The sequence below is a fragment of the Nocardiopsis sp. CC223A genome (assembly GCF_030766825.1).
In the GTDB taxonomy this organism is placed as follows: Bacteria; Actinomycetota; Actinomycetes; order Streptosporangiales; family Streptosporangiaceae; genus Nocardiopsis.
Window position 1 is genome coordinate 1 of record NZ_JASFDV010000098.1, and the last position, 24,056, is coordinate 24,056.

Sequence of the window (24,056 nt, forward strand, 5' to 3'; positions counted from 1 at the left end):
CCGGGCCCAGCCCGGCCGCGGCGGTCAGCACCGCCAGCACCGCGAGCTGCCCCGCTGCCGCGCCGGTGAGCGCTCGGTGCAGCGAGCGCCGGGCCGGGCGGGCGGGCGGTGCGGCTGCGGTGGCGGCGGTGCGGTCAGGCATCGGGCAGCTCCGGGGCGGGCAGGTCGTGCCCCAGCCGGTCGCGTTTGGCCACCAGGTAGGGGAGGTTCTCGGGGCGGACCGGGGCGAGCAGGCGTTCGCGCACGGCGACCTTGACCCCGTGCTCCTCCAGGGCGCGCGCCTTGTCGGGGTTGTTGGACAGCAGCCGTACGGACCGCACCTCCAGGTGGCGCAGCACCCGGGCGGCGGGACCGTAGTCGCGCACGTCCACGGGCAGGCCCAGGGCGGTGGCCGAGTCGACGGTGTCGAGCCCGTCGGCGTCCTGTAGGGCCAGGGTGCGGACCTTGTCGAGCAGGCCGATGCCCCGGCCCTCATGGCCGCGCAGGTACACCACCACACCGCGGTCGCCGGCGGTGATCACCCCGACGGCGGCCGCCAGCTGGTCGCCGCATTCGCAGCGCAGCGCCCCGAACACGTCGCCGGTCACACACTCGGAGTGGATCCGTACGGGGACCTCGTCATGGTCGCGGACCTCGCCGTGCACCAGGGCCAGGTGCTCCCGGCCGTCACCCGGATCGCGGAAGGCCACCAGGCGGAACGGACCCCATCGGGTCGCCAGTTCCGCCTCGGCGGCCTCGTCCAGCGCGTCGTCGTTCATCTGATCCCCTCGGGCCGTGTCTATGAAGGACTACGGACGGGGGAGCCGTTCGGTTCACTCGTACTCGGGCCCGCCCGGTATAACCAGCCGCCTGCCCGGGCCCCCGTGATCCGAAACGCGTGTGTTACCGGCCGCCCACCCCCATCAGGCCGTCCGCCAGGGAGCGGCGCGCCACGAGGTAGACGATGAACAGCGGGACGGTGGAGAGCACGACGGCGGTGAGCAGCCCGGGCACGTCCACCCGGTACTCGCCCTGGAACTCGTACAGGCCCATGGTGATGACCCGCCGGTCGGCGGACTGGGTGAGGATGAGCGGGAAGAGGAACCCGTTCCAGGCCTGGAGCGCGGAGTAGACGGTGACGGTGCTCAGTCCGGAGCGGGACATGGGCACGACCAGTCGCAGGAAGGTGCGCACCGGCCCGGCGCCGTCCAGGGCCATGGCCTCGTACAGCTCCTCGGAGATGTCGCGCATGGACCCGACCAGGATCAGGACGCACACCGGCAGGGCGAAGGCGGCGGTGGGCAGCACGATCGCGGTGAGGGTGTCGTACAGCCCCATGCGGACGATGATGACGTAGACGGGGATGATGACGGCCTGGGCGGGGATGGCCAGGCCCAGCAGGAACACGCGGAACGCGGTGTCGGTGACGCGGGTGCGCGAGCGCACGATCGCGTACGAGGTGGTGGCGGCCAGGACCACGACCAGGGCGACGACGGCGGCGGTGACCAGGGCGGTGTTGCCCACGAACCCGAGCAGGCCCTTGTCGACGGCGGTGGCGTAGTTGCCCAGGGTGGGGTCCGAGGGCAGGGCCAGCGGGCCTTCGGGCACGTAGTTCTCGCCGCGCTGGACCGTGGCGACGAGCAGGGCGTACAGCGGCAGCGCCACCACGACCAGCCAGACCAGGGCGCCCAGCCCGCCCAGGACGTTGGGGCGCTCGCCCACGCCCCGGTACCGGGTCCGGGCGGTGCGGCGGGGCCGCCGGGGCGCGGCGGCGCGGTCCTCCCGCACGGCGGTGTGCTCCTCCACGACGCTCACATTCCCTCCCTGGTGCTGCGCATCGAGCCGAAGCCGGTCAGGCGCACCATCACCAGGGCGATGAGGGTCGCGACGATGACCAGGGTGAACGCGATCGCGCTCGCGTAGCCCAGCTCCCAGCTGCGAAAGCCCGCCCGGAACATCAGGTACGGGACGATGGTGGTGTCGGTGCCCGGGCCGCCGTCGGTCATGATGAGCACCGTGTCGAAGTAGGTGAGGGAGCCGACGACCATCAGCACCGAGGAGGTGGTGACGGTGTTGCGCAGCTGGGGCAGGGTGATGTGCCAGAACATGCGCAGCCGTCCCGCCCCGTCGATGCGCGCCGCCTGGTAGAGGGTCTCCGGGATCTGCCGGGCCCCGCCCTGGTAGAGCAGCATGTGCAGCGGGATGAACTGCCAGGCGGCGACGAACACGATCACCCAGAACGCGCTGCCGCCCCCGCCCAGCGGGTCCGGGGTGCCCAGGCCCAGGGCGGGCCCTATCCAGGCGGGCGGCCCGAAGTTGGGGTCGAGCAGGGCCCGCCAGATGATGGCCACCGCCGCCGAGGACAGCAGCAGCGGCAGGAAGAAGACCGCGGACAGGACGGCGCGGCCGCGCTGGCGTCCGGCCGCCCACACGCCCAGGAGCAGGCTGATCGGCGTCTGTAGGGCCCAGCTGGCGACGGTCAGCAGCAGGCTCAGGCCCACGGCGCGGTGCATGAGCGGGTCGCCGGCGAGCCGGGTCCAGTTGTCGAGTCCGGCGAAGGCGGGGTCGCCCAGCCCGCCCCAGTGGGTGAAGGACAGGTACGCCACCAGCAGCATGGGCAGGGCGGCGAAGAGCGCGAAGAACGCGACGCCCGGCAGGGCCCACAGGGGGCCGGGCCGCCCGGTTCGGGGGGCGGCCCGGCCCTGGGCGTGCGCGCTCACAGGGCGGCCAGGGCGTCGACGAATTCCTGCGGGGTGCGCTGTCCGTTGAACAGGGCCTCGATCTCGGTGACCATCGGGGTGGCGACCTCGGGGGTCAGGGCCTGGTCCCAGGACAGCTGGAAGTGGGGGGCGTCGCGGACCAGCTCGTACTGGAAGACGGCGAACTCGGGGTCGGGGCTGTCGGCCAGGACGTCCTCGGCGTCGGCGGTGGTGGGCACCTCGCCGTTGGCGACCATGTCGGCGACGTACTCGTCCTGGGCGGTGTAGGAGAGGAACTCCAGGGCGCGGTCCAGGTGGGGGCCGTCGGCGGTGACGGAGAAGTAGTTGGTGGGGTTGCCGACGATGTTGGCGGGGTCGCCCGCGCCGTCCGGGATGGGCGGGAAGGCGACGTAGCCCAGGTCGTTCTCGGCGAAGTCGCGGGCCTGGTCCAGGTGGGTGGAGTACTCCCACGACCCCATCAGGTGCATGGCGGCGCGGCCCTCGGAGAGCAGGGTGGAGGCTCCGCCCTCGGTGTAGCTGACCGAGGCGTAGGAGTCGCCGAAGGCGCCGCGGTCGACCAGGTCGGCGACCATCTCGGCGGCCTCCAGCACGGCCGGGTCGCGCCAGCCCTCGGAGTCGCCCCCGGCGATGCGGGCGAACACCTCGGGGCCGCCGATGCGGTCCACCAGGTATTGCAGCCACATCTGCTCGGTCCAGGGGTCGGCGCCGGCCAGTGCGAAGGGGGTGACGTCGGCCGCGGTGAACTCGTCGACCAGGGTCAGCACGTCGTCCCAGGTCTGCGGGGGCTCGACGCCGACGTCGTCGAAGACGGCCCGGTTGTAGAAGAGGACGACGGGCTGGGTGCCGCGCAGGGGGATGCCGTACTGGACGCCGTCGACCTTGCCCGATTCCAGGACGGAGGGCAGGAACGCCTCGGCGAGCTCGGGGTTCTCGGCGAGGTGGTCGTCGAGGGGTTCGAGCAGGCCCTGCTCGGCGTAGGGGGCGATGCTGCCCGAGCCCCAGTTGAAGAACACGTCGGGTCGTTGCGGGGAGCCCATGGCGGTGCGCAGGCGTTCGACGTAGTTGTCGCCGGGCACCTGGTCGATGACCGCCTGGACGCCGTCGGCGCCCTGGTCGGCGTTGAAGCGTTCGACGGCGCCCTCCTGCACGACGACGAGGGTGTCCTGGTACATCCACACGTGCATCTCATCGGAGTCCTGGGCGGAGCCTCCGCCACCGCAGGCGGTCGCGGTGAGCAGGGTGAGCGCGGCCAGTGCGGCGGCCGTGCCGACTCGGGGGGTGGTCATCGCGTATCCCTTGATCGAAACTTTCGGAATTTATTCCGAAACTTGTGGTGCCCGAATGTACGACGCGGCGTGAACCACGTCAATATCCGTTGTGGCCCCGATCACCCACGGATCGAGGTCGGCGGTGCTGAACAGCGCCGGGCCGCGTAGTATCGGGCGGCGTGAGTACACAGCCGAACCAGGAAGCCCCCGACGGAGCGATCACCGGACCGGTGACCATCGCGAAAATTGCGGAGGCCGCCGGGGTCTCCGTCCCGACCGTCTCCAAGGTCCTCAACGGCCGCGCCGACGTCGCCGAGGACACCCGGGCCCGCGTCGAGGAGCTCATCCGCACGCACGGGTACCGGCGCCGCCGCGGCCCCGGGGGAGGCCGCTCCGCCCTCATCGACCTGGTGTTCCACGAACTCGACAGCGCCTGGGCCATCGAGGTGGTGCGCGGGGTGGAGAACATCGCCCGCGAGGAGGGGCTGAGCGTCGTGCTCACCGAGTCCGGCGGCCAGACCCCGCGCGACGACTGGGTCGACGCCGTCCTGGCCCGCCGCCCCACCGCCGTTGTTTTGGTCTTCTCCGACCTGGCCGCCGAACAGCGCACCCGGCTGTCGGCGCGCGGCATCCCCTTCGTCGTGGTCGACCCGGCGGGCGACCCCGGACCCGACATGCCCGCGGTGGGCTCGGCCAACTGGAGCGGCGGGCTGGCCGCCACCCGCCACCTCATCGACCTGGGGCACCGGCGCATCGCCGTCATCGGCGGGCCGCGCGAGGTGCTGTGCAGCAAGGCGCGCATCGACGGCTACACCTCGGCCCTGGACGCCGCCGGGATCCCCGTGGACCCCGACCTGATCCGGCACGGGGACTTCCACGTGGAGAGCGGCCGCGACCGCGGCCGGGAGCTGCTCTCCCTGGCCGACCCGCCCACGGCGGTGTTCGCCGGCAGCGACCTCCAGGCCATGGGGCTGTACGAGGCCGCGCGCGAGCTGGGGGTGCGCATCCCCGAGGACCTCAGCGTCGTGGGCTACGACGACCTGCCGGTGGCCCGCTGGGTGGGCCCGCCGCTGACCACGGTCCGCCAGCCCCTGACCGAGATGGCCGAGGAGGCCACCCGCATGGCCCTGGTGCTGGCCCGCGGCGGACGCCCGGCCAACCTGCGCCTGGACCTGGCCACCGGCCTGGTGGTGCGCGGCAGCACCGCGGCGCCGCCGCGCTGAGGGCTACTCCTCGGGGAGGGGGACGGCGATCTCCCCGCCCAGGGAGTGGCCGCCCTCCAACCGGAGGCGGTCCCCGCTCCAGAACCGCCCCGGGTCGTAGTACCCGGGGCGGCGCCCGCCGGGCAGCAGGCCCATCGCCTCATAGGTCAGGGCGATGACCTCGGCGCAGTAGGCGGACTCCAGGGCGTGTTCGGCGGGGTCGGCGCCCTTGCCGCGGCGCAGGAAGGAGGGCAGGCGCAGCGGCAGCCGCCCGCGCGCCCACCGCCCGGCCATCTGCGCGGTGGAGGGGAAGGGGGTGCCGTCCAGGCGCGCGATAATGCGCAGCACGGCCTCCTCGGCCTCCCGGCCCACCTCGGGGTCGATCTGGCGCAGCCAGCCGCGCTGGCCGTACCTGCGGCCCCACACCAGGACGGCGTCGCGCAGGTCGTGCAGCTGCACGCCGCGCTGGTGCCTTCCCGTCCACATGTCGGGCAGGGAGCGGCCCAGTTCGGCGTGCCACATCAGCGGGGGCAGGTCATCGATGACCACCGACATGCCCACGTGGTTGACGGGGCTGTTGGTGGTGATCTGGATGGCGCGGTCGGCCGCGCTCGTGCCGCGGAACACCCACACATCGCCGGTGCGGGTCAGCTCCAGCGCTCGGTCCAAAGAGATCTCGCTATCGGCCACACCGCTAGCCTAGGCACATGCGATGGTGGAAAGTACTCGGAGCGGCGGCTTTCGTGGGTGTGGCGGCCACCGGCGTGGCGATCGCCCGCGCGGAGCGCCAGCGCCGCGCCTACACCCCCGACCAGGTCCGCGACCGGCTGCGGGACCGCATGGCGCAGGTCTCCGTCGCCGCCGAACAGGCCCCCGACCAGGAGGTTCCCCCGGAGGCGGAGCAGGGGCCGGTGAGGACGCGGCCGAGCCGGTTCGCGCGCCGCGTGCGCGCCCTGGCCGCGCGCTCGCCGATCCGGTTCCGGCGTTCCACCGACCCCGAGGGCTGATCCGCGCCCACCGGGGCGTGGCCGGATCCGGTCACTTTCCGGGGGTGTCCCGCCCCTCCCGCACCGCCGCGATGACCCGCCCGGCCACCGCGGCGGGCTCCTCGTGCTCCCAGAAGCGCAGCACGGTCCAGCCGGCCTCGGCCAGGCGCCGGTCGGTGTCGGCGTCGCGTTCGCGGTTGGCGCGCACCTTCTCGGCCCAGTAGGCGGCGTTGGTGCGCGCCTTCGTGTGGTGCCGCGGGCAGCCGTGCCAGAAGCAGCCGTCGACGAACACCGCGATCCGGCGGCGGGTGAAGACCAGGTCGGCGGTGCGGCGCAGGCCGGGCAGCGGCCGGGCGGAGACCCGGTAGCGCAGCCCGGCGGCGTGCACGAGCCGCCGCACGGCCAGTTCGGGGCCGGTGTCGCGGCCCCTGTTCGCGCGCATGCTCCTGCGCACGCCCTCGTTGAGCGCCTTGGTGGGCCGCGGAACCGCCATGCGCCGCATCCTAGGCCGGCCCGCCCGGGAACCCGTTATTACCAACGGGTGTTACCCGCGAGTTTTACTGGCTGGTAAGTTTGCCGCTGGTGCGGCGGGCACGCCGTTCCCATGACCTTCGAGGGGGAGTGTGCGGTGCGGCGGGATGCCCTGATCCGGATCCGGCCGGTGCCCGAGGCGGGCTTTCGGCTGTTCGTCCTGCACCACGCGGGCGGCTCGGCGCAGGCCTATCGTCCCTGGGTGCGCCACCTGCCCGCCGACTGGGACGTGTGCCTGCTCCAGGCTCCCGGCCGCGAGGCCGGCGGCGAACCGCTGTCGGACGCCCGCGCGCTGGCCCGGCACCTGTACGCCCTGATCGGCGCCGACCACGACCGCCCCTTCGGGCTGTTCGGGCACAGCATGGGCGCGCTGGCCGCCTACGAGACCGCGCTGCTGGCGCTGGCCGGGGACGGACCCGCGCCCGCCTGGCTGGGGGTCTCGGGCTGGAGCCCGGCGCCCGGGCCGGAGTGGGCCGAACCCCGCCACCTGCTGCCCGCCGACCGCCTGCGGGCGGGACTGGCCCGGATGGGCGGCACCCCCGCGGCCGTCCTGGAGGACCCGGAGCGGTGGCGGGCCGCCGAGCCGCTGATCCGCGCCGACCTGGAACTGGTCGACACCTGGCGCCCGCGCCCGGACACCCCGCCGCTGCCGATACCGGTCTCCGCGCTGGCCGGGGCCGAGGACGCCGGGATGCCGCCCGCGCGCATGGACGCCTGGCGCGAGCACGTGGCCGGTCCGCTGGTGCGGCACACCCTGCCCGGCGGGCACTTCTACTTCGTCGGCCGCATCGGCGAGGTGGCCGGGCGGATCGCCGCCGACGTGCGCGCCGCCGTCGGGGCCGACGTCTAGGCGGGCAGGTCGCCCGTGGCCAGGGCGACGGTGGCGGCGATGACCTGCTCCAGGCAGCGCCGCTCGGCCTCCTCGTCCGGGGCGGCCAGGTGCTGGGACAGCAGTCCCTCGAACCCGGCCAGGAAGAACCGGGCCACCACCGGGGCGGGGACCGCCAGTGCGGTGCCGCTGCGCTCGGCCAGGGTGGTGAGCAGCTCGGTGGTCACCCGGTGCATGTCCAGGACGTGTTCGCGGTAGGTCTCCCGCAGCACCGGGTCGCGCAGCGCCTGCACCGACAGCTCGTCCCACAGGACCGCCGCCCCGCGGTCCTCCACGCTGACCCGCCACAGCACCCGCACGGTGTGGGCCAGCGACTCGGTGAACCCGCCCCGGGTCGGGTGCTCGGCGAACGGCCGCACCTGGTCGATGGTGCGGCGGCCCAGCTCCTCGAACACGGCCCGGGTGAACTCCGCCTTGGAACCGAACACGTAGTGCACCGTCATCTGCGCCACGCCCAGTTCCGCGGCGACGGCGCGGGTGCTGCCCGCGGCCGCCCCCTCGCGTCGCATGAGGTCGATCGCGGCGTCGATGAGCTGGGGGCGCCGCTCGGCGGCGGAGACGTGGGCCATGGCCCCATGCTACCGAACGCGCGACTTGGTCGCTTGACATAGTTGGTTAACTTTGTCGTGTGACAAAGTCGGTTGCACGCCTGTCGGGCGGGCATGGCCGACCGAGCCGAAGGGGCACACTGTGACCACGACCACTCCGCAGATCCTCCCCATCCCCGAACCCCCCGGCCTGCCGCTGCTGGGCCATGTGCTCGACCTCTCCTCCGGCATCGGGGAGCTCGTCGAGCTGGCCCGCCGGACCGGCCCGATCATGCGCATGCGCCTGCCCGGCCAGAGCCTGATCCTGGTCACCGGCGGCGACCTGGTCGCCGAACTGTCCGACCAGACCCGATTCCGCAAGAACGTCCACCAGGACCTGGAGTACCTGCGCGCCCTGGCCGGGGACGGCCTGTTCACCGCCTACGGCGACGAGCCCAACTGGCGCAAGGCCCACGACGTCCTGCTGCCCGCCTTCTCCCTGGGCGCCATGCGCGGCTACCACGCCACCATGCTCGACGTCGCCCGGAGCCTGACCGCCTCCTGGGACCGGGCCGCCGCCGCGGACACCGAGGTCGACGTCGCCGCCGACATGACCCGGCTGACCTTCGACACCATCGGCCGCTGCGGTTTCGGGTTCGACTTCGACTCCTTCGGCCGCTCCGATCCCCACCCGTTCATCGCCGCCCTGGGCCGGGCACTGGAGCACGCCCAGAAGCACTCGGCCCGCCTACCCGGTACCGGACCGCTCTTCACGGCCGCCGACCGGGCCTTCCACCGCGACATCGCCTACATGGAGGAGGTCGTCGACGAGGTCGTCCGGTCCCGCCGCGCTTCCGGCGACACCTCCACCGGCGACCTGCTCGGCCGGATGCTGCACACCCCCGACCCGGTGACCGGCGAGCCCCTGGACGACGTCAACATCCGCCACCAGGTCATCACCTTCCTCATCGCCGGGCACGAGACCACCAGCGGCGCACTGTCCTTCGCCCTGCACCACCTGGTCAAACACCCCGAGGCGCTGGCCCGTGCCCGCGCCGAGACGGACGCCCTGTGGGGCGACACCGACCGCCCCGACCCCGGCCACGACGACGTGGGGCGGCTCCGCTACCTGCGCCAGGTCCTCAACGAGTCGCTGCGGTTGTGGCCCACCGCCCCCGCCTACGCCGTCGAGCCCTTGGAGGACACCGTCGTCGGCGGCCGCCACCGCGTCGCGAAGGGCGAGACCCTGCTGATCCTCACCCCGGGGCTGCACCGCGACCCGGGCTGGGGCGACAACGTCGAGCTGTTCGACCCCGAGCGGTTCTCGCCCGAACGCGAGAGCGAGCGCCCCGCCCACCTCTTCAAGCCGTTCGGCAGCGGCGAGCGCGCCTGCATCGGCCGCCAGTTCGCCCTGCACGAGGCCGTCCTGGTACTGGGCCTGCTGGTGCACCGGTACCGGTTCCTGGACCACGCCCGCTACGAGCTGAAGGTCAAGGAGACACTCACGATCAAGCCGGACGGGTTCACCCTGCGGCTGCGCCACCGCGCCGCCGCGGACCGCCTCCGGGCCCCGGCGCCCGCGGCCGACGTCCCCGCGGCGGCCGGCGGCGCGGTGCGGCGCGCGCCCGGCACGGCGCTGACCGTCCTGTACGGCTCCAACCTGGGCACCTGCGCCGGACTGGCCCGCGACCTGGCCGCCGACGCCGCCGAGGCGGGCTTCACCCCCCGGGTCGCGGCCCTGGAAACGGCCGTGGACGCGCTCGGTCCCGGACCGGTCCTGGTCGTCACCGCCTCCTACAACGGCCGCCCCACCGACGACGCGGCCGCCTTCCTGGACTGGCTGCCCACCCTGGGAGCGGACGGCCTGGAGGGTGTGCGCTACGCCGTCCTGGGCGTGGGCGACCGGAACTGGTCGGCCACCTACCAGAGGGTCCCCGCCCTGGTGGACGACCTGCTGCACGCCGCCGGTGCCGAGCGCCTGGCCGACCGGGCCGCCGCCGACACCTCCGGCGACTTCACCACCACCGTCGCCGCCTGGTCCGCCCGGGCCCTGGACGCCCTGCTGGACGTCCACGGGGAGCCCGCCGACCCCGACACGCCCCCGGCCGAGGACGCCGGCGCCCCGCCGTACACCCTGGTCGACGCCCCCGCCACCGCCCTGGACGGCCTGGCCGAACGCTACGGACTGCGGCCCATGAGGGTCCTGGAGGCCGGCGACCTCGCCGACACCGCCCACCCCGCCGGACGGCCCAAGAGGTTCGTGCGCCTGGAACTGCCCGCGGGGACCTCCTACCGCACCGGCGACCATCTGGCCGTGCTGCCCCGCAACCCCGACGCCCTCGTCGACCGGGTGGCCGCCCGCTTCGGCGAGGACCCCGGCCGCACCGTCCGCCTGGAGCCCCGCCGGGGAACGCGGTCCGCGCTCCCGGTGGACCGGCCGGTCGCCCTGGGCGAACTGCTCGCCGGTGCCGTCGAACTCCAGGCCCCCGCCACCCGCGAGCAGGTGCGGACCCTGGCCGACCACACCCCCTGCCCCGTCACCTCCCGGGCCCTGGCCGACCTGGCCGGGGCCCCGGAGTTCGCGGACCGGGCGGCCGGGCGCAGCGTCCTGGACCTGTTGGAGGAGCACCCGGCCTGCGCGCTGCCCTTCGAGCACTACCTGGGCATGCTCGCGCCCCTGGCCCCGCGCTCCTACTCCGTCTCCTCCGGTGCGGCGGCCGACCCCGGCGCGGTGGACCTGATGGTCTCCCCGCTCACCGCTCCGCACCGCTCCGGGAACGGCTGTTACCGCGGCACCGCCTCGCACTTCATGGCCGCCCTGGAACCGGGGTGCGAGGTGCGGGCGCGCGTCCTGCCCGCCGCCGACGCCTTCCGGATCCCCGCGGAACCGGACGTGCCGCTGATCATGGTCGCCGCCGGCACCGGCCTGGCCCCCTTCCGGGGCGCGGTCGCCGACCGGGTGCACCGCGGGGTGCGCGGCAGGGCGCTGCTGTACTTCGGCTGCGACCACCCCGACGCCGACTACCTGCACCGCGAGGAGCTGGAGGCCGCCGAACGGGCCGGGGCGGTGCAGCTGCGCCCGGTGTTCTCGGCGGCCCCGCGGGAGGGGGCGCGGTTCGTCCAGGACCGGATCCTGGCCGAGGCCGGTCAGGTGCGCGACCTGCTGGAGGCGGGCGGGCGCGTGTTCGTGTGCGGTGACGGCCGGGCCATGGCCCCGGGGGTACGGGCGGCGTTCGTCCGGATCCACCGGGACGCCGCCGGCTGCGGAGAGGAGGAGGCCCGCGCCTGGCTGGACGGACTGATCGGGCGGGGCCGCTACACCGAGGACGTGTGGGCCGGGTGAGGCGGGGCGCCCGGGCCCGTCCCCCACGGCGGACCCGGGCGCATGGTCCCGGCCGGGCGGCGGGGGAGTCGACCGCGGCGCCCCCACGACTGGGAGCGCTCCCAGGCCGGGGCTCCACGATAGGCGATCCGAAGACCCTGGGTAAAGGGGGGATGACGAACCGTTTCCACCCGCTTGGGCCGGAGCGGGTAGGCGGGGCCCCGCCCGGTGCGGGAGGTCCTGCCCCAACGGATGCCCACTCTTGTCCCGCACCCCCTGTCCCGGTGCTCGCGCGGTCGCTACCGTTGTGCTATGAGTCTTGAGCTGCCGACCGAACGACTCCAGATCAGGGAGTGGGAGCTGGACGACGCCGAAGCCGCCCTGAAGATCTACGGGGCCGCGGAGGTGGCGCACTGGCTGACGCCGGAATGGCAACCGGTGAACGACGTGGACGCGATGCGCTCGGTCCTGCACGCCTGGATCGAGGCCGGTCCCAACCTCATCCCGCCCGCGGGGCGCTGGGCCATCGTCCGCAAGGAGGACGGCGAGCTGGTGGGCGGCCTGTCCCTCAAGCTCCTGCCGCCCTATGAGGAGGACTTCGAGCTCACCTGGGCGCTGCGCCCCGACGTGTGGGGCCAGGGGTACGCCACCGAGGCGAGCCGGGCCGTCATCACCTGGGCCTTCGGGCAGGGCATCGAGGAGATCTTCGCCGTCGCCCGGCCCAACAACGAGCGGGCCGTCGGGGTGGCCCGGCGGCTGGGCATGGAATGGGTGGGCGAGACCGAGAAGTACTACGACATGCGCCTACAGGTCTTCCGCCTGCGGCCGAACTGAGACGCGAACGGACCGCCGGAACCGGTCCCCGCTCCGGCGGGCCGCCCACCCGCGCCGCCTCAGCTGAGGTGGCTGCCGATGCGCTCGGTCTCCTCCTCGGACAATCGCAGCGCGGCCGCCGCCACGTTCTCCTCCAGGTGCGCCACCCGCGAGGTGCCGGGGATGGGCACCATCACCGGTGAGCGGTGCAGCAGCCAGGCCAGCGCCAACTGCACCGGGGTGACCCCGCGCTCGGCGGCCATCGCCGCCAGCGGGGAGTCGGGCCCGGCCAGCATGCCGCGGTCCACCGGGGCCCAGGGCAGGAACGCGATCCCGTCCTTCTCGCACTGCTCCAGCACGTCCTCCGAATCCCGGAAGGAGGGCGCGTACTGGTTCTGCACCGAGGCGATCGGGGCGATCGCGCGGGCCGCCGACAGCTCGTCCACGCTCACCTCGCTCAGCCCGATGTGGCCGATCTTGCCCTCGGCGCGCAGGTCGGCCAGCTCGCCCAGCTGGTCGGCCAGCGGCACCTCGGGGTCGATGCGGTGCAGCTGGAACAGGTCGATGCGCTCCAGGCCCAGGGTGCGCAGGCTCATCTCCACCTGCTGGCGCAGGTACTCGGGGCGGCCCAGCCGGTGCCACAGGCCGGGGCCGGTGCGCACGAACCCGGCCTTGGTGCCGATGACCAGGTCCGCGGGGTAGGGGTGCAGGGCCTCGCGGATGAGCTGTTCGCTGATCTGGGGGCCGTAGGAGTCGGCGGTGTCGATGAAGGTGACGCCCAGCTCGACGGCTCTGCGCAGGACCGCCAGCGCCTCGTCGCGGTCGCGGGGCGGGCCCCACACCCCCTCGCCGACGATCCGCATGGCGCCGAAGCCGAGCCGGTGGATCGGCAGGTCGCCGCCGAGGGCGAAGGTCCCCGAGAGGGCGGCGGGGCCCGCCGCGTCGTGCTGGTCGGTCACGGATGTCCCTTTCGTGTGCGGCCCGCCACCGCAGAACACGGGCGGGCCGGTGTTCCGGGCAGGATCTCAGGAGGCGGCGCGCACCCGCAAGGCGCCACGGTCCCCGTGTCCGGACGGGGACCGGGAGGACGTCGGGGGAGATCCGTGGGCGGGACGCCGTTCGTCATCGGGCGGCGGGCGCGGCCACGGTGACGGCCGGGGCCAGGGTGACGCGGCGCCGGCCACAGGCGCAGCGCTGGTAGGAGACCAGGCCCTCACTGGTGGCGTGCGCGGATTCGGTGGTCCAGCGGTGTTCGTGTTCGGTACGCATGGCGCAAGTCTGATGTAATGTCATTATGCATATCAACCCTTACGGCAGGGATCCGGTGGGACTGGCCGTCGACCTGGTCAACCGGCCCCCGGAGGACACGGGAGACCTCGCCCGGCGCTGCGCCGAGGTGGGTTTCGTCCTGGAGCGCGCGGTCGGCGCGGCCGACCTCGCCCGGGTCCGCGCCTTCCTCCGGGAGTGGACCGGTGTGGTCGACGCCGCCGACCCCCCGGAGCGGGCGGCCCGCCTCAACCCGCTGCTCGTCGAGTTCGCGTCCGCACCGCGCCTGACCGACCACACCGGCGACGGCTGGCACCTGCACTACCGACCCGACGACCTGCCCGCCCACCGCCAGATCGCCGTGCTCATCGCGGTGGGCACCGCCCTGCACCTGACCGGGCGGGGCATGGACCGGCTGGGCCGGTGCGCCGCGCCCGACTGCGAGCGCGTCTTCGCCGACTTCTCCCGCAACGGCCGCCAGCGGTACTGCTCGCCCGCCTGCGGCAACCGCGACGCCGTGCGCCGCCACCGCGCCCGCCGCCGGGGGTAGGCGCCCCGGGCCGCGTACATCCCACGACGGACACCGGGTGTCCACCCGCGGCCGATGCCGTACGCCCTTCCGCTCCCGCAGGATTGCGGGGGTTCCGTGGTACAAGAAGGAAGGGAAGAGGCCCGTGAACGGCTGGAAGGCGCTCGGCGCGTCCCTGCTCGGCCTGACCGTCGGTACGGCCGCCGGGTTCGTCCTGTCGGAGGCGGTCACCGTCTCGCTGCTCCTGCTCGGCGGCGGCGACCTGCCCCCGTGGGCGCCCGGCATCAGGTACCTCATCGTGGTGGGCGCCGCCGCCGGACTGGTGGGCGGGCCGCTGCCGGTGGCGCGCAGGGGGCGACAGGACGTATGACACGGCGTCAGGACACGGGCGAACACGTCTTCGGGGCGGGAGCCGACGCCGCCGTCGCGGCCGTGACCACCCTGGCCCTGCTCGGCGCCGAGGTGTTCTTCTCGCTGGACCGCGGGTCGGCGCCGCAGCCGCAGTCCCTGGCCGTGCTCGCCCTGGGGGCCGCCTCACTGGTGCTGGTCGGCCGATGGCCCCTGGCCACCGCGATCGCGGTGGGCCTGTGCCTGCCCGTCTACTACGTGGCCGGGACCGCCGACAGCTGGGCGGCATGGCTACTGCTCCTGGTCGCGGTGCTGCGCATGGCCGCGGTGGGGCTGCGGACCGCCCCCGTGGTGGCGGTCGCGGTGACGTCGGGGCTGTTCGCCGTCGCCGAGGCGTTCGCGTTCAACCCGTGGCGGGCCCTGCTGGTACTGGCCTGGACGGTGGCGATCGCGGCGGTGGCCGCGGTCCTGCACCAGCGCGCCGCCCACCTGCACGCCGCCCGGGAACGCGCGCTGGAGGCCGAGCGGACCCGCGAGGAGGAGGCCCGCCGCCGCGCCACCGAGGAGCGGCTGCGCATCGCCCGGGAACTCCACGACGTCATCGCCCACGACATCTCCCTGGTCAACGTCCAGGCCTCGGCGGCCGTGCACCGCCGCGACCCCGAACAGGCACTGGAGGCGCTGGAGGCCATCAAGGCCGTCACCAAGGACACCCTGCGCGAGCTGCGCGCCACGCTGGGGGTGCTGCGCCAGGCCGACGAGGCGCAGGGCAGCGCGCCGGTGCCCGGCGCCGACCGGCTGCCCCACCTGGTGCGCACCGCCGCCGAGGGCGGACCGCCGGTACGACTGACCGTGGACGGCGCGCCCGCCGACGGCCCCGGGGACGTGCCCGCGATGCCCGCACCGGCGGGGGCCGCCCTGTACCGGATCGTGCAGGAGGCGCTCACCAACGTGCGCCGCCACTCCGACGCCACCGCCGTCCAGGTCGCCCTCACCACGGAGCCGGACGCCGTCACGGTCGAGGTGGCGGACGACGGCTCGGAGCCCGCGGCGCCGGTCGAGGGCAACGGCCTGCTCGGCATGCGCGAGCGCGCCACCGCCCTGGGCGGTACCTTCGAGGCCGGCCCCCGGGCCGGGGGCGGCTTCCGGGTGCGGGCCCGCCTGCCCGTGGACCGAGACGACTGACCGCCCCGGAGAGGAACCGCAGCGTGCACGACGCCGGCCCCGACACCATCGACGTCCTCGTCGCCGACGACCAGACCCTGGTGCGGGCGGGGTTCCGCTCCATCATCGAGGGCGAGCCCGACCTGCGGGTCGTCGCCGAGGCCGGGGACGGGGCGCAGGCGGTGCAGGCCGCCGCGCGCACCCGGCCCGACGTGGTGCTCATGGACATCCGCATGCCCGGCACGGACGGGCTGGAGGCCACCCGCCGGATCGCCGCCGACCCGCGTCTGGCGGGGGTGCGGGTCGTCATCCTCACCACGTTCGACCTCGACGAGTACGTGTACGCGGCGCTGCGCGCCGGAGCCGCCGGGTTCCTGCTCAAGGACACCGAGCCCACCGAACTGCTGCACGCCGTGCGGGTGGCCGCCCGAGGCGACGCCCTGCTGGCCCCGGCGGTCACCCGCAGGCTCATCGCGGAGTTCGCCGACCGCATCAAGGAGCCGCCGCCCACCGCACGGCTGGCCGGGCTCACCGAACGCGAACGCGAGGTGCTGGCCGCCGTCGCCGCCGGGCTCAGCAACGAGGAGTTGGCCGCCCGCCTGGTGGTCTCCCCGGCCACCGCCAAGACCCACGTCAGCCGGGTGCTGGCCAAGCTGGGCGCGCGCGATCGCGCCCAGCTCGTGGTGATCGCCTACGAGACCGGCGTGGTCCGCCCGGGCTGGCTCTCCTGAGGGGGTTCACCGGCCCGCGTCGCGGCGGGAGACCGACGCCAGGTCCGCCTCGATGCGCCCGGTCGCCTCCAGCAGGGCGGGCAGCAGGTCGCGGCGCACGTCCTCGATCGAGGACCGGTTGGCCTGCGCCGACACGTTCGCGGCCGCGATCACCCGGCCCGTGGTGTCGCGGACGGGGGCGGCGAGCGACCGCAGCCCCTCCTCCAGCTCCTGGTCCACGATCGCGTACCCCTGCTCGCGCACCCGCAGCAGCTCGGCGCGCAGCCGTGCCGGGTCGGTGATGGTGAACCGGGTCAGCGGCTCCAGGCGCACCCGGCCCAGGAAGGCGTCGATCTCGGCGTCGTCGCGGTCGGCCAGCAGCACCCGCCCCATCGACGTGGCCACCGCCGGGAACCGGGTCCCCACCCGGATCGACACGGTCATGATGCGCGAGGTCGCCACCCGTGCCACGTACAGGACGTCGTCGCCGTCCAGCACCGACACCGACGCCGACTCGTGCACCCGCGCCGACAGGTCCTCCAGGTGCGGCTGGGCGACATCGGGCAGCCCCGCCGACGCCACGTAGGCGTACCCCAGCTCCAGCACCCGCGGGGTCAGCGAGAACAGCCGCCCGTCGGTGCGCACGTACCCCAGGTCGGCCAGGGTCAGCAGGAAGCGGCGGGCCGCCGCCCGGGTCAGGTGCGTCTCGCGGGCCACATCGCTCAGGGTCATGGCCGGGCGTTCGGCGGAGAACGCCCGGATCACCAGCAGGCCGCGCTCCAGCGACTGCACGAAGTGGGCGCCGCGTTCCGGTTCGTCTTCGGTGGGCATCTGCTCTTCCTGGGGACGAGGACACGAAAAAGGGCCGGGGCGGGCGACAGGGCCCCCGCCGATGTTCTCATACCGCACATCCGTGCCGGTGTCCCGGTGTCCCCGGGGCCGCTGCGATGATGGGCCCGCACCCGGACACCGCCACGAAAGGGGACCCCGGACCCTTGACTTCCTCCCCTTCCTGAAGGAGGGGGATTCCGGAACCACCTACGGGTGGTTCGGGGCTTTCGCCCCGTCGCGGGTCGCCCCGCGGCCTTCCTGTTTCGACGCCGACAGCCCCGTCCGGGAGGACTCCCGTTGAGGTCTCACACCGGCTCCGCAGGCGGATGCCGCCAGCCCGGCGGCCCTGAGGTTGTGCGCCGCGTTCACATCACGGTCGTGGACGGTCCCGCACCGGGGACAGGTCCACTCCCGCACGTCCAGCGGCAGCCTCTCGTGCACGTGCCCGCACCCGGGGGCCGAGCACAACCGGGTGGAGGGGAAGAACCGGTCCACCACGACCAGCTCCCGCCCGTACCAGGCGGTCTTGTACTCCAGCATCGACCGCAGCTGAGACCAGGCCGCATCACTTATGGCGCGGGCCAGGGCGCGGTTCTTGACCAGGGTGCGCACGGTCAGGTCCTCGATCACGACCACTTGGTTTTCGCGGACGAGACGAGTGGTGAGCTTGTGCAGGAAATCCCTGCGCCGGTCGGCGATCCGCGCGTGCACCCGCGCCACCCTGCGCCGCGCCTTGGCCCGGTTCGCCGACCCTGCGGCCTTGCGGGACAGCGCCCGCTGGGCCCTGGCCAGACGGGTCCGGTCACGGCGTTCGTGCCGGGGATTGGTGATCTTCTCCCCCGTGGACAGGGTCACCAGCGAGGTGATCCCCGCGTCGATACCCACGGCGTCGTTCGGTGCCGGGGCGGATTCGACGGTGTCCTCGCACAGGATCGACACGAACCAGCGTCCGGCCGCGTCCCGCGACACGGTGACCGTGGACGGGGTGGCGCCCTCGGGCAGTGGACGCGACCAGACGATGTCCAGGGGTTCGGCCATCTTCGCCAGGGTGAGCTTGCCGTCGCGGTAGCGGAACGCGCTGGGGGTGTACTCCGCCGACGCCCGCGATTTCTTGCGCGACTTGAAACGCGGGTACTTGGCGCGTCCGGCGAAGAAGTGGGAGAACGCGCCCTGCAAATGCCGGAGCGTCTGCTGCAACGGCACCGAGGACACCTCGGCGAGGAAGGCGAGGTCGTCGGTCTTCTTCCAGCCGGTGAGCATCGCCGAGGTCGCGTTGTAGTTCACCCGCTCCCGGTTCCGGTCCCACGCCTCCGTGCGCACGGCCAGGGCCTTGTTGTAGACCAGGCGGACACACCCGAAGGTGCGCGACAGCTCCGCCGTCTGCGCACCGGTGGGGTAGAAGCGGTATCGGTACGCCCGCTTCACGATTGTCCTGGTCATGTTCCGTACTGTAGCGAGCCGGTCACCCCGGTGTGAGGGGAACCGGGGAAGTCATCGAAAACACGAACGAGAACACGAGCTGTGAGAGGAGACGGGTGTTTCCTCCCCGCCCTGAAGGACGGGGTCTCCACACCCAACAACCAGATGAGCGTCGACCTGCACCACGTCGAGAGCGGCCCCGCCGACGCACCCCCGCTGCTGCTGGGCGGTTCGCTGGGCACCACCACCGCGATGTGGGAGCCCCAGGTAGCGGCGCTGTCGGCCGTGTTCCGGGTGATTCGCTTCGACCACCGCGGCCACGGCGGCTCCCCGGTCCCGGCCGGCCCCTCCGCCATGGCCGACCTGGCCGGGGACGTGGTGGCGCTGCTGGACCGCCTGGGCATCGAACGCGCCCACTACGCCGGCCTGTCCCTGGGCGGAATGGTGGGCCAGTGGCTGGCGGTCCACCACGCGGAGCGCCTCGACCGCCTGGCCCTGCTGGCCACCTCGCCCTACACGGGCCCGGCGGGGCCCTGGCACGAACGCGCCGCCCTGGTGCGCGCCCGGGGCACCGGCGCCGTCGCCGACACCGTGGTGGGCCGCTGGTTCACCCCGTCCTTCGCCGAGGAACACCCCCGCGACGTCGCCGCCCTGCGCGACCAGATCGCCGCCACCGACCCGGAGGGCTACGCGGGCTGCTGCGAGGCCATCGCGGACTACGACGTGCGCGAGGGCCTGCCCGGCGTCACCGCTCCCACCCTGGTCGTGGCCGGGGCGGAGGACCCCTCCACCCCGCCCGACCGGCACGCGGACGTCATCGCCCGGCTCATCCCCGGCGCCGGGTACACCACCCTGCCCGCCACCGCGCACCTGGTGTCCTGGCAGCGCCCGGACGAGGTGAACACCCTGCTCATCCGGCACTTCTCCGCCGGGGACTGACGGGACCGGCCCGGCCGAAGACGGTGTCGTGGTCGATGCCGAGTCGGCGGGCCGCCTCGGTGACGTTCCCGGACCCGGCCGTCGGTTCCGGGAAGCGTTGCCGCGGTCGGGCGGGTTCGTGCCCGGTGGACGACACGGTGGTCGCAACCTCCCCGGATGTCAGGGTGTCGCGACCACCGCTAGGGCGGGTGCGGCGGATGCTTTCGAGCGGCCCGGCGCTTGCGCCGAGTGCCGGGAGCGGCCTCGCGGCGCCGTGGAAGTACCGCGCCGGAGGTCGTCGGTTGAGGGTGGTGGAGGGCGGCGTTGGGTGTGGGGGGTCGGCCGGAGGTCGTCGGTTGAGGGTGGTGGAGGGCGACGGGCGGGCCCGGCACGATCCGCCGGACCCGCCCTGGAACCCGAGGTTCCGGCGGGGCCGACGCCTCACCGCTTGACCGCCACCCCCGAGTACTCCCACAGCTTCACCGTCAGGTCGCCCGGCCGGGTCCGCGGCGCGATCTCGGGGTGGCGCCAACTGGCGCAGTCGACCGCCCGCGGCTCCTCGTCGCGGTCGTCGGCCCAGGCGCTCACCCTGTCCAGCCCCTCGAAGGCCACCGCGGCCTCCTTGGGGGAGCGCACCCGCCCCCACGGGGTGCCGAAGGACAGCATCTTGTCCGTGACCCAGGCGGCGGCCCCGGGGTCGTCGGACACGATGTGCGAGTAGATCAGGAACGACCCCGGCGCCATGCGCTCCATCAGCCCGGCCACCATGCCGAACGGGTCGGCGCTGTCGGGGATGCAGTGCAGCATCGACACCAGCATGACGCCCAGCGGCCGGTCGGTGTCCAACAGGTCGTGGGTGAGGGGCGCGGTCAGGATGGGCTCCACCCCGTGGGAGACGTCGGCCATCAGGAACGCCGCGCCCCGCCCGCCGGCCAGCAGCGCCCGGCCGTGGGCGATCACGATCGGGTCGTTGTCCACGTACAGCACCCGGGCGCCGGGTGAGATCCGCTGGGCGACCTGGTGGGTGTTGTCCGCCGTGGGCAGTCCGGCCCCCAGGTCGAGGAACTGGTCGATGCCCTGGGAGGCCGCGTACTCCACCGCCCGGGTCAGGAACGCCCGGTTCTGGTGGGAGAGCGTGAGGAACTCCGGAACCTGTGCCAGCAGGACGTCACAGGCCTTGCGGTCCACCTCGAAGTTGTCCTTGCCGCCGAGCAGGTAGTCGTACATGCGGGCGACGCTGGGGGTCTCCATGTCGATGTCGGGGGGGAAGCGATCGGCCATGTGCGGTCCGGGGCGGCACCCGGCGGACATTGCCGGGCAGAGGGCGCCCCTGCCTCCTTCGTCGTGTGAGTGCGGTCGTCGCGTGCGGGGACGGCGGTAAGGAAGAGAGGGCCCGTGTGGAAGGGGCGGAGAGGACGCGCTGCGGGGCTGCGGACCGGCATCGTCGACCTCCTGTGCTCGGGCGGCGCGGAGCGTGCGCGCCGGGACCGGTTCCCGTTTTCCCGTACGGGAATCCGCCACGCCGTGCGACGTGATCTTCAGCCGAATCGTAACCGCCCGGGTCCGTTCCCACCGGCGTTTTCCCGAGGAAATCGCAAATCGCGTATTCGTTCGGTCCGTGTTCATGTTCCCGGGCGCGGGAATGGCGGCAGTTCATCGGCCAGCGCGCCTGGAGCGGCGGCCCTGACGCGGTCTCCGGAGCCCGGCGGGATTTCCACGGGGCCGGGCGGGGAGGGTGCCGACCAGAACGCGGCCGCCGAGTCCGGTGCGTGATCGGAGGGGTCGGGAGCGTCTTCGATTATCGCCTCGGAGACATTATCCCGGGCTGTCTCCTCTGAGACCGAAGGTCCTTTTATGCGACCGGCCGCCATCACCCGGGTGCGCAGCGCGCCCTTGTCCAGACCCGCCCACCTGGTGAGCGCGAACGGGTCCCGGTCCGCCTGGGCGGCCAGGGCGGCCACCGCCGTCCGCAGGTGCGCGCACACCCCGTCCCAGCGGTCGCAGGAACAGGTGGCCACCAGGGCGTCCCAGCCCGGCGGCACCAGGTCGACCCCGAACATCGTGCACACCCGCCCCACCGGTACCGGCAGCTCCCCGGCCAGCACCCGGGCCCGGAACACCTCCTGCGAGGCCAGGGCCGCGCACACCCGGTCCCACAGGGCGTCGTCGGGCACCGTGCGGATCAGGCTCACCTCGAACCCGGCGACCCGCGCGGTGACCTCGCCCGGACGGACCGACAGCCGGTCCACCGGGCCCGTGGCCGACGGGCCCAGCCACTGCTCCACCTGCTCCGACCAGCTCACGCCACCGCCTCCGGCGCCAGGCGCACGACCTCGCGCAGGTCGTCCACCGACAGTCCGGCCAGCCACGCCTCACCGGTGGCCACCGCGCCCCGGGCCAGGGCGCTCTTGCGTTCGATCATCTCGTCCACCCGCTCCTCCACGGTGCCCACGCACACCATCTTGCGGACCTGCACATCGCGCCGCTGCCCGATCCGGAACGCCCGGTCGGTCGCCTGGTCCTCCACCGCCGGGTTCCACCACCGGTCCACGTGCACCACGTGGTTGGCGGCGGTCAGGTTGAGGCCGGTGCCCGCGGCCTTGAGCGAGAGCAGGAACACCGCGGGGCCGTCCAGGGTCTGGAAGCGGTGCATCAGTTCCTCGCGTTCGGCGCGCGGGGTGCCGCCGTGCAGCCACAGCACCGGCACCCCCAGCCGCGAACGCAGGTAGGGGGCCAGCCGGTCGCCGAAGCGGGCGTACTGGGTGAAGCACAGGGCCTTGTCGCCCTCGGCGGCGGCCTCGCCCAGGATCGACTCCAGCCGGTCCAGCTTGCCCGAGCGGCCGGCCAGCGCCGAGCCGTCGCCCAGGAACTGGGCGGGGTGGTTGCAGATCTGCTTGAGACGGGTCATGGTCGCCAGCACCAGGCCCTTGCGTTCGCGCTCGTCGGCCTCGCGCAGGCGCTCGGTCATCTCCTCCACGACCGCCTTGTACAGGGACGCCTGCTCGGGGGTGAGGGTGCACCAGGTGCGCATCTCCACCTTCTCCGGCAGGTCGGCGATGATCGACCGGTCGGTCTTGAGGCGGCGCAGCACGAACGGGCCGGTCATCCGCCGCACCCGGGCGGTGTCGGGGCCGTCCTCCCCGGCCACGGCCTCGCGGAAGGCGGCCGCGGAGCCGAGCAGGCCCGGGTTGGCGAAGTCCATGATCGACCACAGCTCCTCCAGGTCGTTCTCGACCGGGGTGCCGGTGAGCGCGATACGGGTGCGCCCGGGCAGCGAGCGCACCGCCCTGGCCTGGAGGGTGTCGTGGTTCTTCAGGGCCTGGGCCTCGTCGCAGACCACGCGCTGCCAGGGCAGGCCCGCCAGTTCGCCGGTGTCGCGGGAGACCACCCCGTAGGTGGTGACGACCAGGTCGCAGCGGCCGACCAGGCGGGCCAGGTCGTTGCCGTGCGGGCGGTCGGGGCCGTGCTGGACGTGGACGCGCAGGTCGGGGGCGAAGCGTTCGGCCTCGCGCCGCCAGTTGCCGACCAGGGACACCGGGCACACCAGCAGGGTGGGGCCGGAGTCCAGCGGGCGGGCGTCGGCGAGCAGGGCCAGCAGCTGGACGGTCTTGCCCAGGCCCATGTCGTCGGCCAGGACCGCGCCCAGGCCCAGCTCGCCCAGGAACCGCAGCCAGGAGGCGCCGCGGTCCTGGTAGGGGCGCAGGCGGGCCTTGAACCCGTCGGGGGTGCCCAGGGGGCGCAGGTCGGCGGCGGCCGAGCCGTCGAACAGGGCGCCCAGGGGGCCGGGGGCGACGACCTCCTCGACGGGCAGCGGCGGGGCCTGGCCGGCGCCGACGGCGGTGCGCACCGCCTCGTCGGGGCGCATCCGGCGGCCGCGGGCGGAGATCCACTCCAGGGCGGCCTCCAGGCGCTCGGGGTCCAGCTGGGTCCAGCGGCCGCGCACCCGCACCAGGGAGCGTTTGAGGCGGGCCAGCTCGGCGAGTTCGGCCAGCTCCTCCTCGGTGAGGGGCGCGGTGTCGCCGTCGGGGTCGCCGCGCAGCACCGCCTCGAAGGAGACGTGGACGAGGTCGGAGGGTCCGATGCCGCCGACGCCCTTGCGGCCCTTGACGGGTTCGGCGGTCATGCGCAGGCCCACCCGGGGGCCCTTGCGCAGCTCGGGCAGGACCACACCGAACCCGGCGGCCGCCAGCGCGGGTGCGGCCTCGGCGACGAACCGCTGGGCGTCCTCCACGCTCAGCAGCAGCCGGGAGGGGGCCAGGTCGCGCAGGGCCCGGCCGATCAGCGGGTGGTGCCGGGCGGCGCGGCGCAGGTCGGCCAGGGCGGTCACCGACACGTCGGCGGGCAGCCAGGCGGCGCCCTCCCCGGACCACACCTGCTCCAGGGGCAGGCGCAGGCCGGGATCGACGACCGAGCGGACCCAGAACTCGACGGTCCAGGGGGTGGCGCGGTCGGGTTCGCGCAGCAGGAACAGCAGCCCGGCGCGGCCCGCGCCGCGCACCCGGGAGCGCCATTCCTTCAGGGCCGGCCGCAGCCGGGCGGCGGCCTCGGCGTCCACGACGGCGTCCTCCCCGGTCAGCGCCGCCGCCAGCAGTGCGTCCGGAGTCCGGGGCATGGGGGAGGTCTGTTGCCGAAGG

24 protein-coding genes are annotated in these 24,056 nt (G+C 74.0%); 10 read left to right on the plus strand and 14 right to left on the minus strand.

The features are described from left to right. Positions 1-134: 134 nt before the first annotated feature. The 4 genes from QJS33_RS27370 to QJS33_RS27385 form a co-directional block, all read right to left on the minus strand. Positions 135-758, minus strand: a complete 624-nt coding sequence (locus QJS33_RS27370; protein WP_306370944.1) for a GTP cyclohydrolase II — start codon at positions 756-758, stop codon at positions 135-137. A 124-nt stretch (positions 759-882) separates the two neighbouring features. After that, complete coding sequence (locus tag QJS33_RS27375; RefSeq protein ID WP_372339725.1) at positions 883-1,794, minus strand: carbohydrate ABC transporter permease; 912 nt, start codon at positions 1,792-1,794, stop codon at positions 883-885. After that, entirely contained in the window at positions 1,791-2,699 is a 909-nt protein-coding gene (locus tag QJS33_RS27380; RefSeq protein WP_306370945.1) for a carbohydrate ABC transporter permease, read from the minus strand. The genes QJS33_RS27375 and QJS33_RS27380 overlap by 4 nt, the downstream gene beginning before the upstream one ends. After that, positions 2,696-3,985, minus strand: a complete 1,290-nt coding sequence (locus QJS33_RS27385; RefSeq protein WP_306370946.1) for an ABC transporter substrate-binding protein — start codon at positions 3,983-3,985, stop codon at positions 2,696-2,698. The genes QJS33_RS27380 and QJS33_RS27385 overlap by 4 nt, the downstream gene beginning before the upstream one ends. A 200-nt stretch (positions 3,986-4,185) precedes the next feature. On the opposite strand from QJS33_RS27385, the gene QJS33_RS27390 reads away from it, so the two are divergent. Beyond that, positions 4,186-5,190, plus strand: a complete 1,005-nt coding sequence (locus tag QJS33_RS27390; RefSeq protein WP_306370966.1) for a LacI family DNA-binding transcriptional regulator — start codon at positions 4,186-4,188, stop codon at positions 5,188-5,190. Between the two features lie 3 nt (positions 5,191-5,193). On the opposite strand, the gene QJS33_RS27395 is transcribed toward QJS33_RS27390, so the two are convergent. Beyond that, positions 5,194-5,844, minus strand: coding sequence for a hypothetical protein (locus QJS33_RS27395; protein ID WP_306370967.1), 651 nt, complete (start codon positions 5,842-5,844; stop codon positions 5,194-5,196). A gap of 32 nt (positions 5,845-5,876) precedes the next feature. Between QJS33_RS27395 and QJS33_RS27400 the strand changes: the two genes are divergently transcribed. Continuing rightward, positions 5,877-6,176 (plus strand): hypothetical protein, encoded by a 300-nt coding sequence (locus QJS33_RS27400; RefSeq protein ID WP_306370947.1) that lies wholly within the window; start codon positions 5,877-5,879, stop codon positions 6,174-6,176. 31 nt (positions 6,177-6,207) lie between these two features. On the opposite strand, the gene QJS33_RS27405 is transcribed toward QJS33_RS27400, so the two are convergent. Further along, entirely contained in the window at positions 6,208-6,648 is a 441-nt protein-coding gene (locus tag QJS33_RS27405) for a very short patch repair endonuclease (RefSeq protein ID WP_306370948.1), read from the minus strand. Positions 6,649-6,783: 135 nt separating this feature from the next. Between QJS33_RS27405 and QJS33_RS27410 the strand changes: the two genes are divergently transcribed. Then, a complete protein-coding gene (locus QJS33_RS27410; RefSeq protein WP_306370949.1) occupies positions 6,784-7,536 on the plus strand; it encodes a thioesterase II family protein in 753 nt (250 codons plus the stop codon). Here the strand turns inward: QJS33_RS27410 and QJS33_RS27415 are convergent. Beyond that, a complete protein-coding gene (locus QJS33_RS27415; protein WP_306370950.1) occupies positions 7,533-8,144 on the minus strand; it encodes a TetR/AcrR family transcriptional regulator in 612 nt (203 codons plus the stop codon). The genes QJS33_RS27410 and QJS33_RS27415 overlap by 4 nt on opposite strands. A gap of 121 nt (positions 8,145-8,265) precedes the next feature. Here QJS33_RS27415 and QJS33_RS27420 point away from each other — a divergent pair, with 121 nt between their 5' ends. Both QJS33_RS27420 and QJS33_RS27425 read left to right on the plus strand, forming a co-directional pair. After that, on the plus strand, positions 8,266-11,445 hold the full coding sequence (locus tag QJS33_RS27420; RefSeq protein WP_306370951.1) for a bifunctional cytochrome P450/NADPH--P450 reductase: 3,180 nt from the start codon (positions 8,266-8,268) through the stop codon (positions 11,443-11,445). Positions 11,446-11,736: 291 nt separating this feature from the next. After that, complete coding sequence (locus tag QJS33_RS27425) at positions 11,737-12,258, plus strand: GNAT family N-acetyltransferase (RefSeq protein WP_306370952.1); 522 nt, start codon at positions 11,737-11,739, stop codon at positions 12,256-12,258. A 59-nt stretch (positions 12,259-12,317) separates the two neighbouring features. Here the strand turns inward: QJS33_RS27425 and QJS33_RS27430 are convergent, their stop codons facing one another. Continuing rightward, positions 12,318-13,196 (minus strand): aldo/keto reductase, encoded by an 879-nt coding sequence (locus tag QJS33_RS27430; RefSeq protein ID WP_306370953.1) that lies wholly within the window; start codon positions 13,194-13,196, stop codon positions 12,318-12,320. 163 nt (positions 13,197-13,359) lie between these two features. Beyond that, positions 13,360-13,506, minus strand: a complete 147-nt coding sequence (locus tag QJS33_RS27435) for a hypothetical protein (RefSeq protein ID WP_306370954.1) — start codon at positions 13,504-13,506, stop codon at positions 13,360-13,362. A gap of 25 nt (positions 13,507-13,531) precedes the next feature. On the opposite strand from QJS33_RS27435, the gene QJS33_RS27440 reads away from it, so the two are divergent. The 4 genes from QJS33_RS27440 (at position 13,532) to QJS33_RS27455 (ending at position 16,275) form a co-directional block, all read left to right on the plus strand. Beyond that, a complete protein-coding gene (locus tag QJS33_RS27440; RefSeq protein ID WP_306370955.1) occupies positions 13,532-14,053 on the plus strand; it encodes a CGNR zinc finger domain-containing protein in 522 nt (173 codons plus the stop codon). Positions 14,054-14,177: 124 nt separating this feature from the next. After that, on the plus strand, positions 14,178-14,402 hold the full coding sequence (locus QJS33_RS27445; protein WP_306370956.1) for a DUF5957 family protein: 225 nt from the start codon (positions 14,178-14,180) through the stop codon (positions 14,400-14,402). Then, complete coding sequence (locus QJS33_RS27450) at positions 14,399-15,565, plus strand: sensor histidine kinase (protein ID WP_306370957.1); 1,167 nt, start codon at positions 14,399-14,401, stop codon at positions 15,563-15,565. Before QJS33_RS27445 ends, QJS33_RS27450 begins: the two co-directional genes overlap by 4 nt. 23 nt (positions 15,566-15,588) lie before the next feature. Then, entirely contained in the window at positions 15,589-16,275 is a 687-nt protein-coding gene (locus tag QJS33_RS27455; RefSeq protein WP_306370958.1) for a response regulator transcription factor, read from the plus strand. Between the two features lie 6 nt (positions 16,276-16,281). Here the strand turns inward: QJS33_RS27455 and QJS33_RS27460 are convergent, their stop codons facing one another. Both QJS33_RS27460 and QJS33_RS27465 read right to left on the minus strand, forming a co-directional pair. Further along, positions 16,282-17,085 (minus strand): IclR family transcriptional regulator C-terminal domain-containing protein, encoded by an 804-nt coding sequence (locus tag QJS33_RS27460; RefSeq protein ID WP_306370959.1) that lies wholly within the window; start codon positions 17,083-17,085, stop codon positions 16,282-16,284. A gap of 207 nt (positions 17,086-17,292) precedes the next feature. Further along, a complete protein-coding gene (locus QJS33_RS27465) occupies positions 17,293-18,525 on the minus strand; it encodes an RNA-guided endonuclease TnpB family protein (RefSeq protein ID WP_306370960.1) in 1,233 nt (410 codons plus the stop codon). Positions 18,526-18,606: 81 nt separating this feature from the next. Here QJS33_RS27465 and pcaD point away from each other — a divergent pair, with 81 nt between their 5' ends. Next, on the plus strand, positions 18,607-19,443 hold the full coding sequence (pcaD, locus tag QJS33_RS27470; protein ID WP_306370961.1) for a 3-oxoadipate enol-lactonase: 837 nt from the start codon (positions 18,607-18,609) through the stop codon (positions 19,441-19,443). 420 nt (positions 19,444-19,863) lie between these two features. On the opposite strand, the gene QJS33_RS27475 is transcribed toward pcaD, so the two are convergent. The 3 genes from QJS33_RS27475 to QJS33_RS27485 form a co-directional block, all read right to left on the minus strand. Next, the gene (locus QJS33_RS27475) at positions 19,864-20,703 is read right to left on the minus strand and encodes an SAM-dependent methyltransferase (RefSeq protein WP_306370962.1); all 840 of its coding nucleotides are present in this window, start codon (positions 20,701-20,703) and stop codon (positions 19,864-19,866) included. A 341-nt stretch (positions 20,704-21,044) separates the two neighbouring features. Then, on the minus strand, positions 21,045-21,725 hold the full coding sequence (locus QJS33_RS27480) for a hypothetical protein (protein WP_306370963.1): 681 nt from the start codon (positions 21,723-21,725) through the stop codon (positions 21,045-21,047). After that, positions 21,722-24,056: DEAD/DEAH box helicase (locus tag QJS33_RS27485; protein ID WP_306370964.1), on the minus strand; the 2,335-nt coding region annotated here is incomplete at its 5' end. The genes QJS33_RS27480 and QJS33_RS27485, both read right to left, overlap by 4 nt.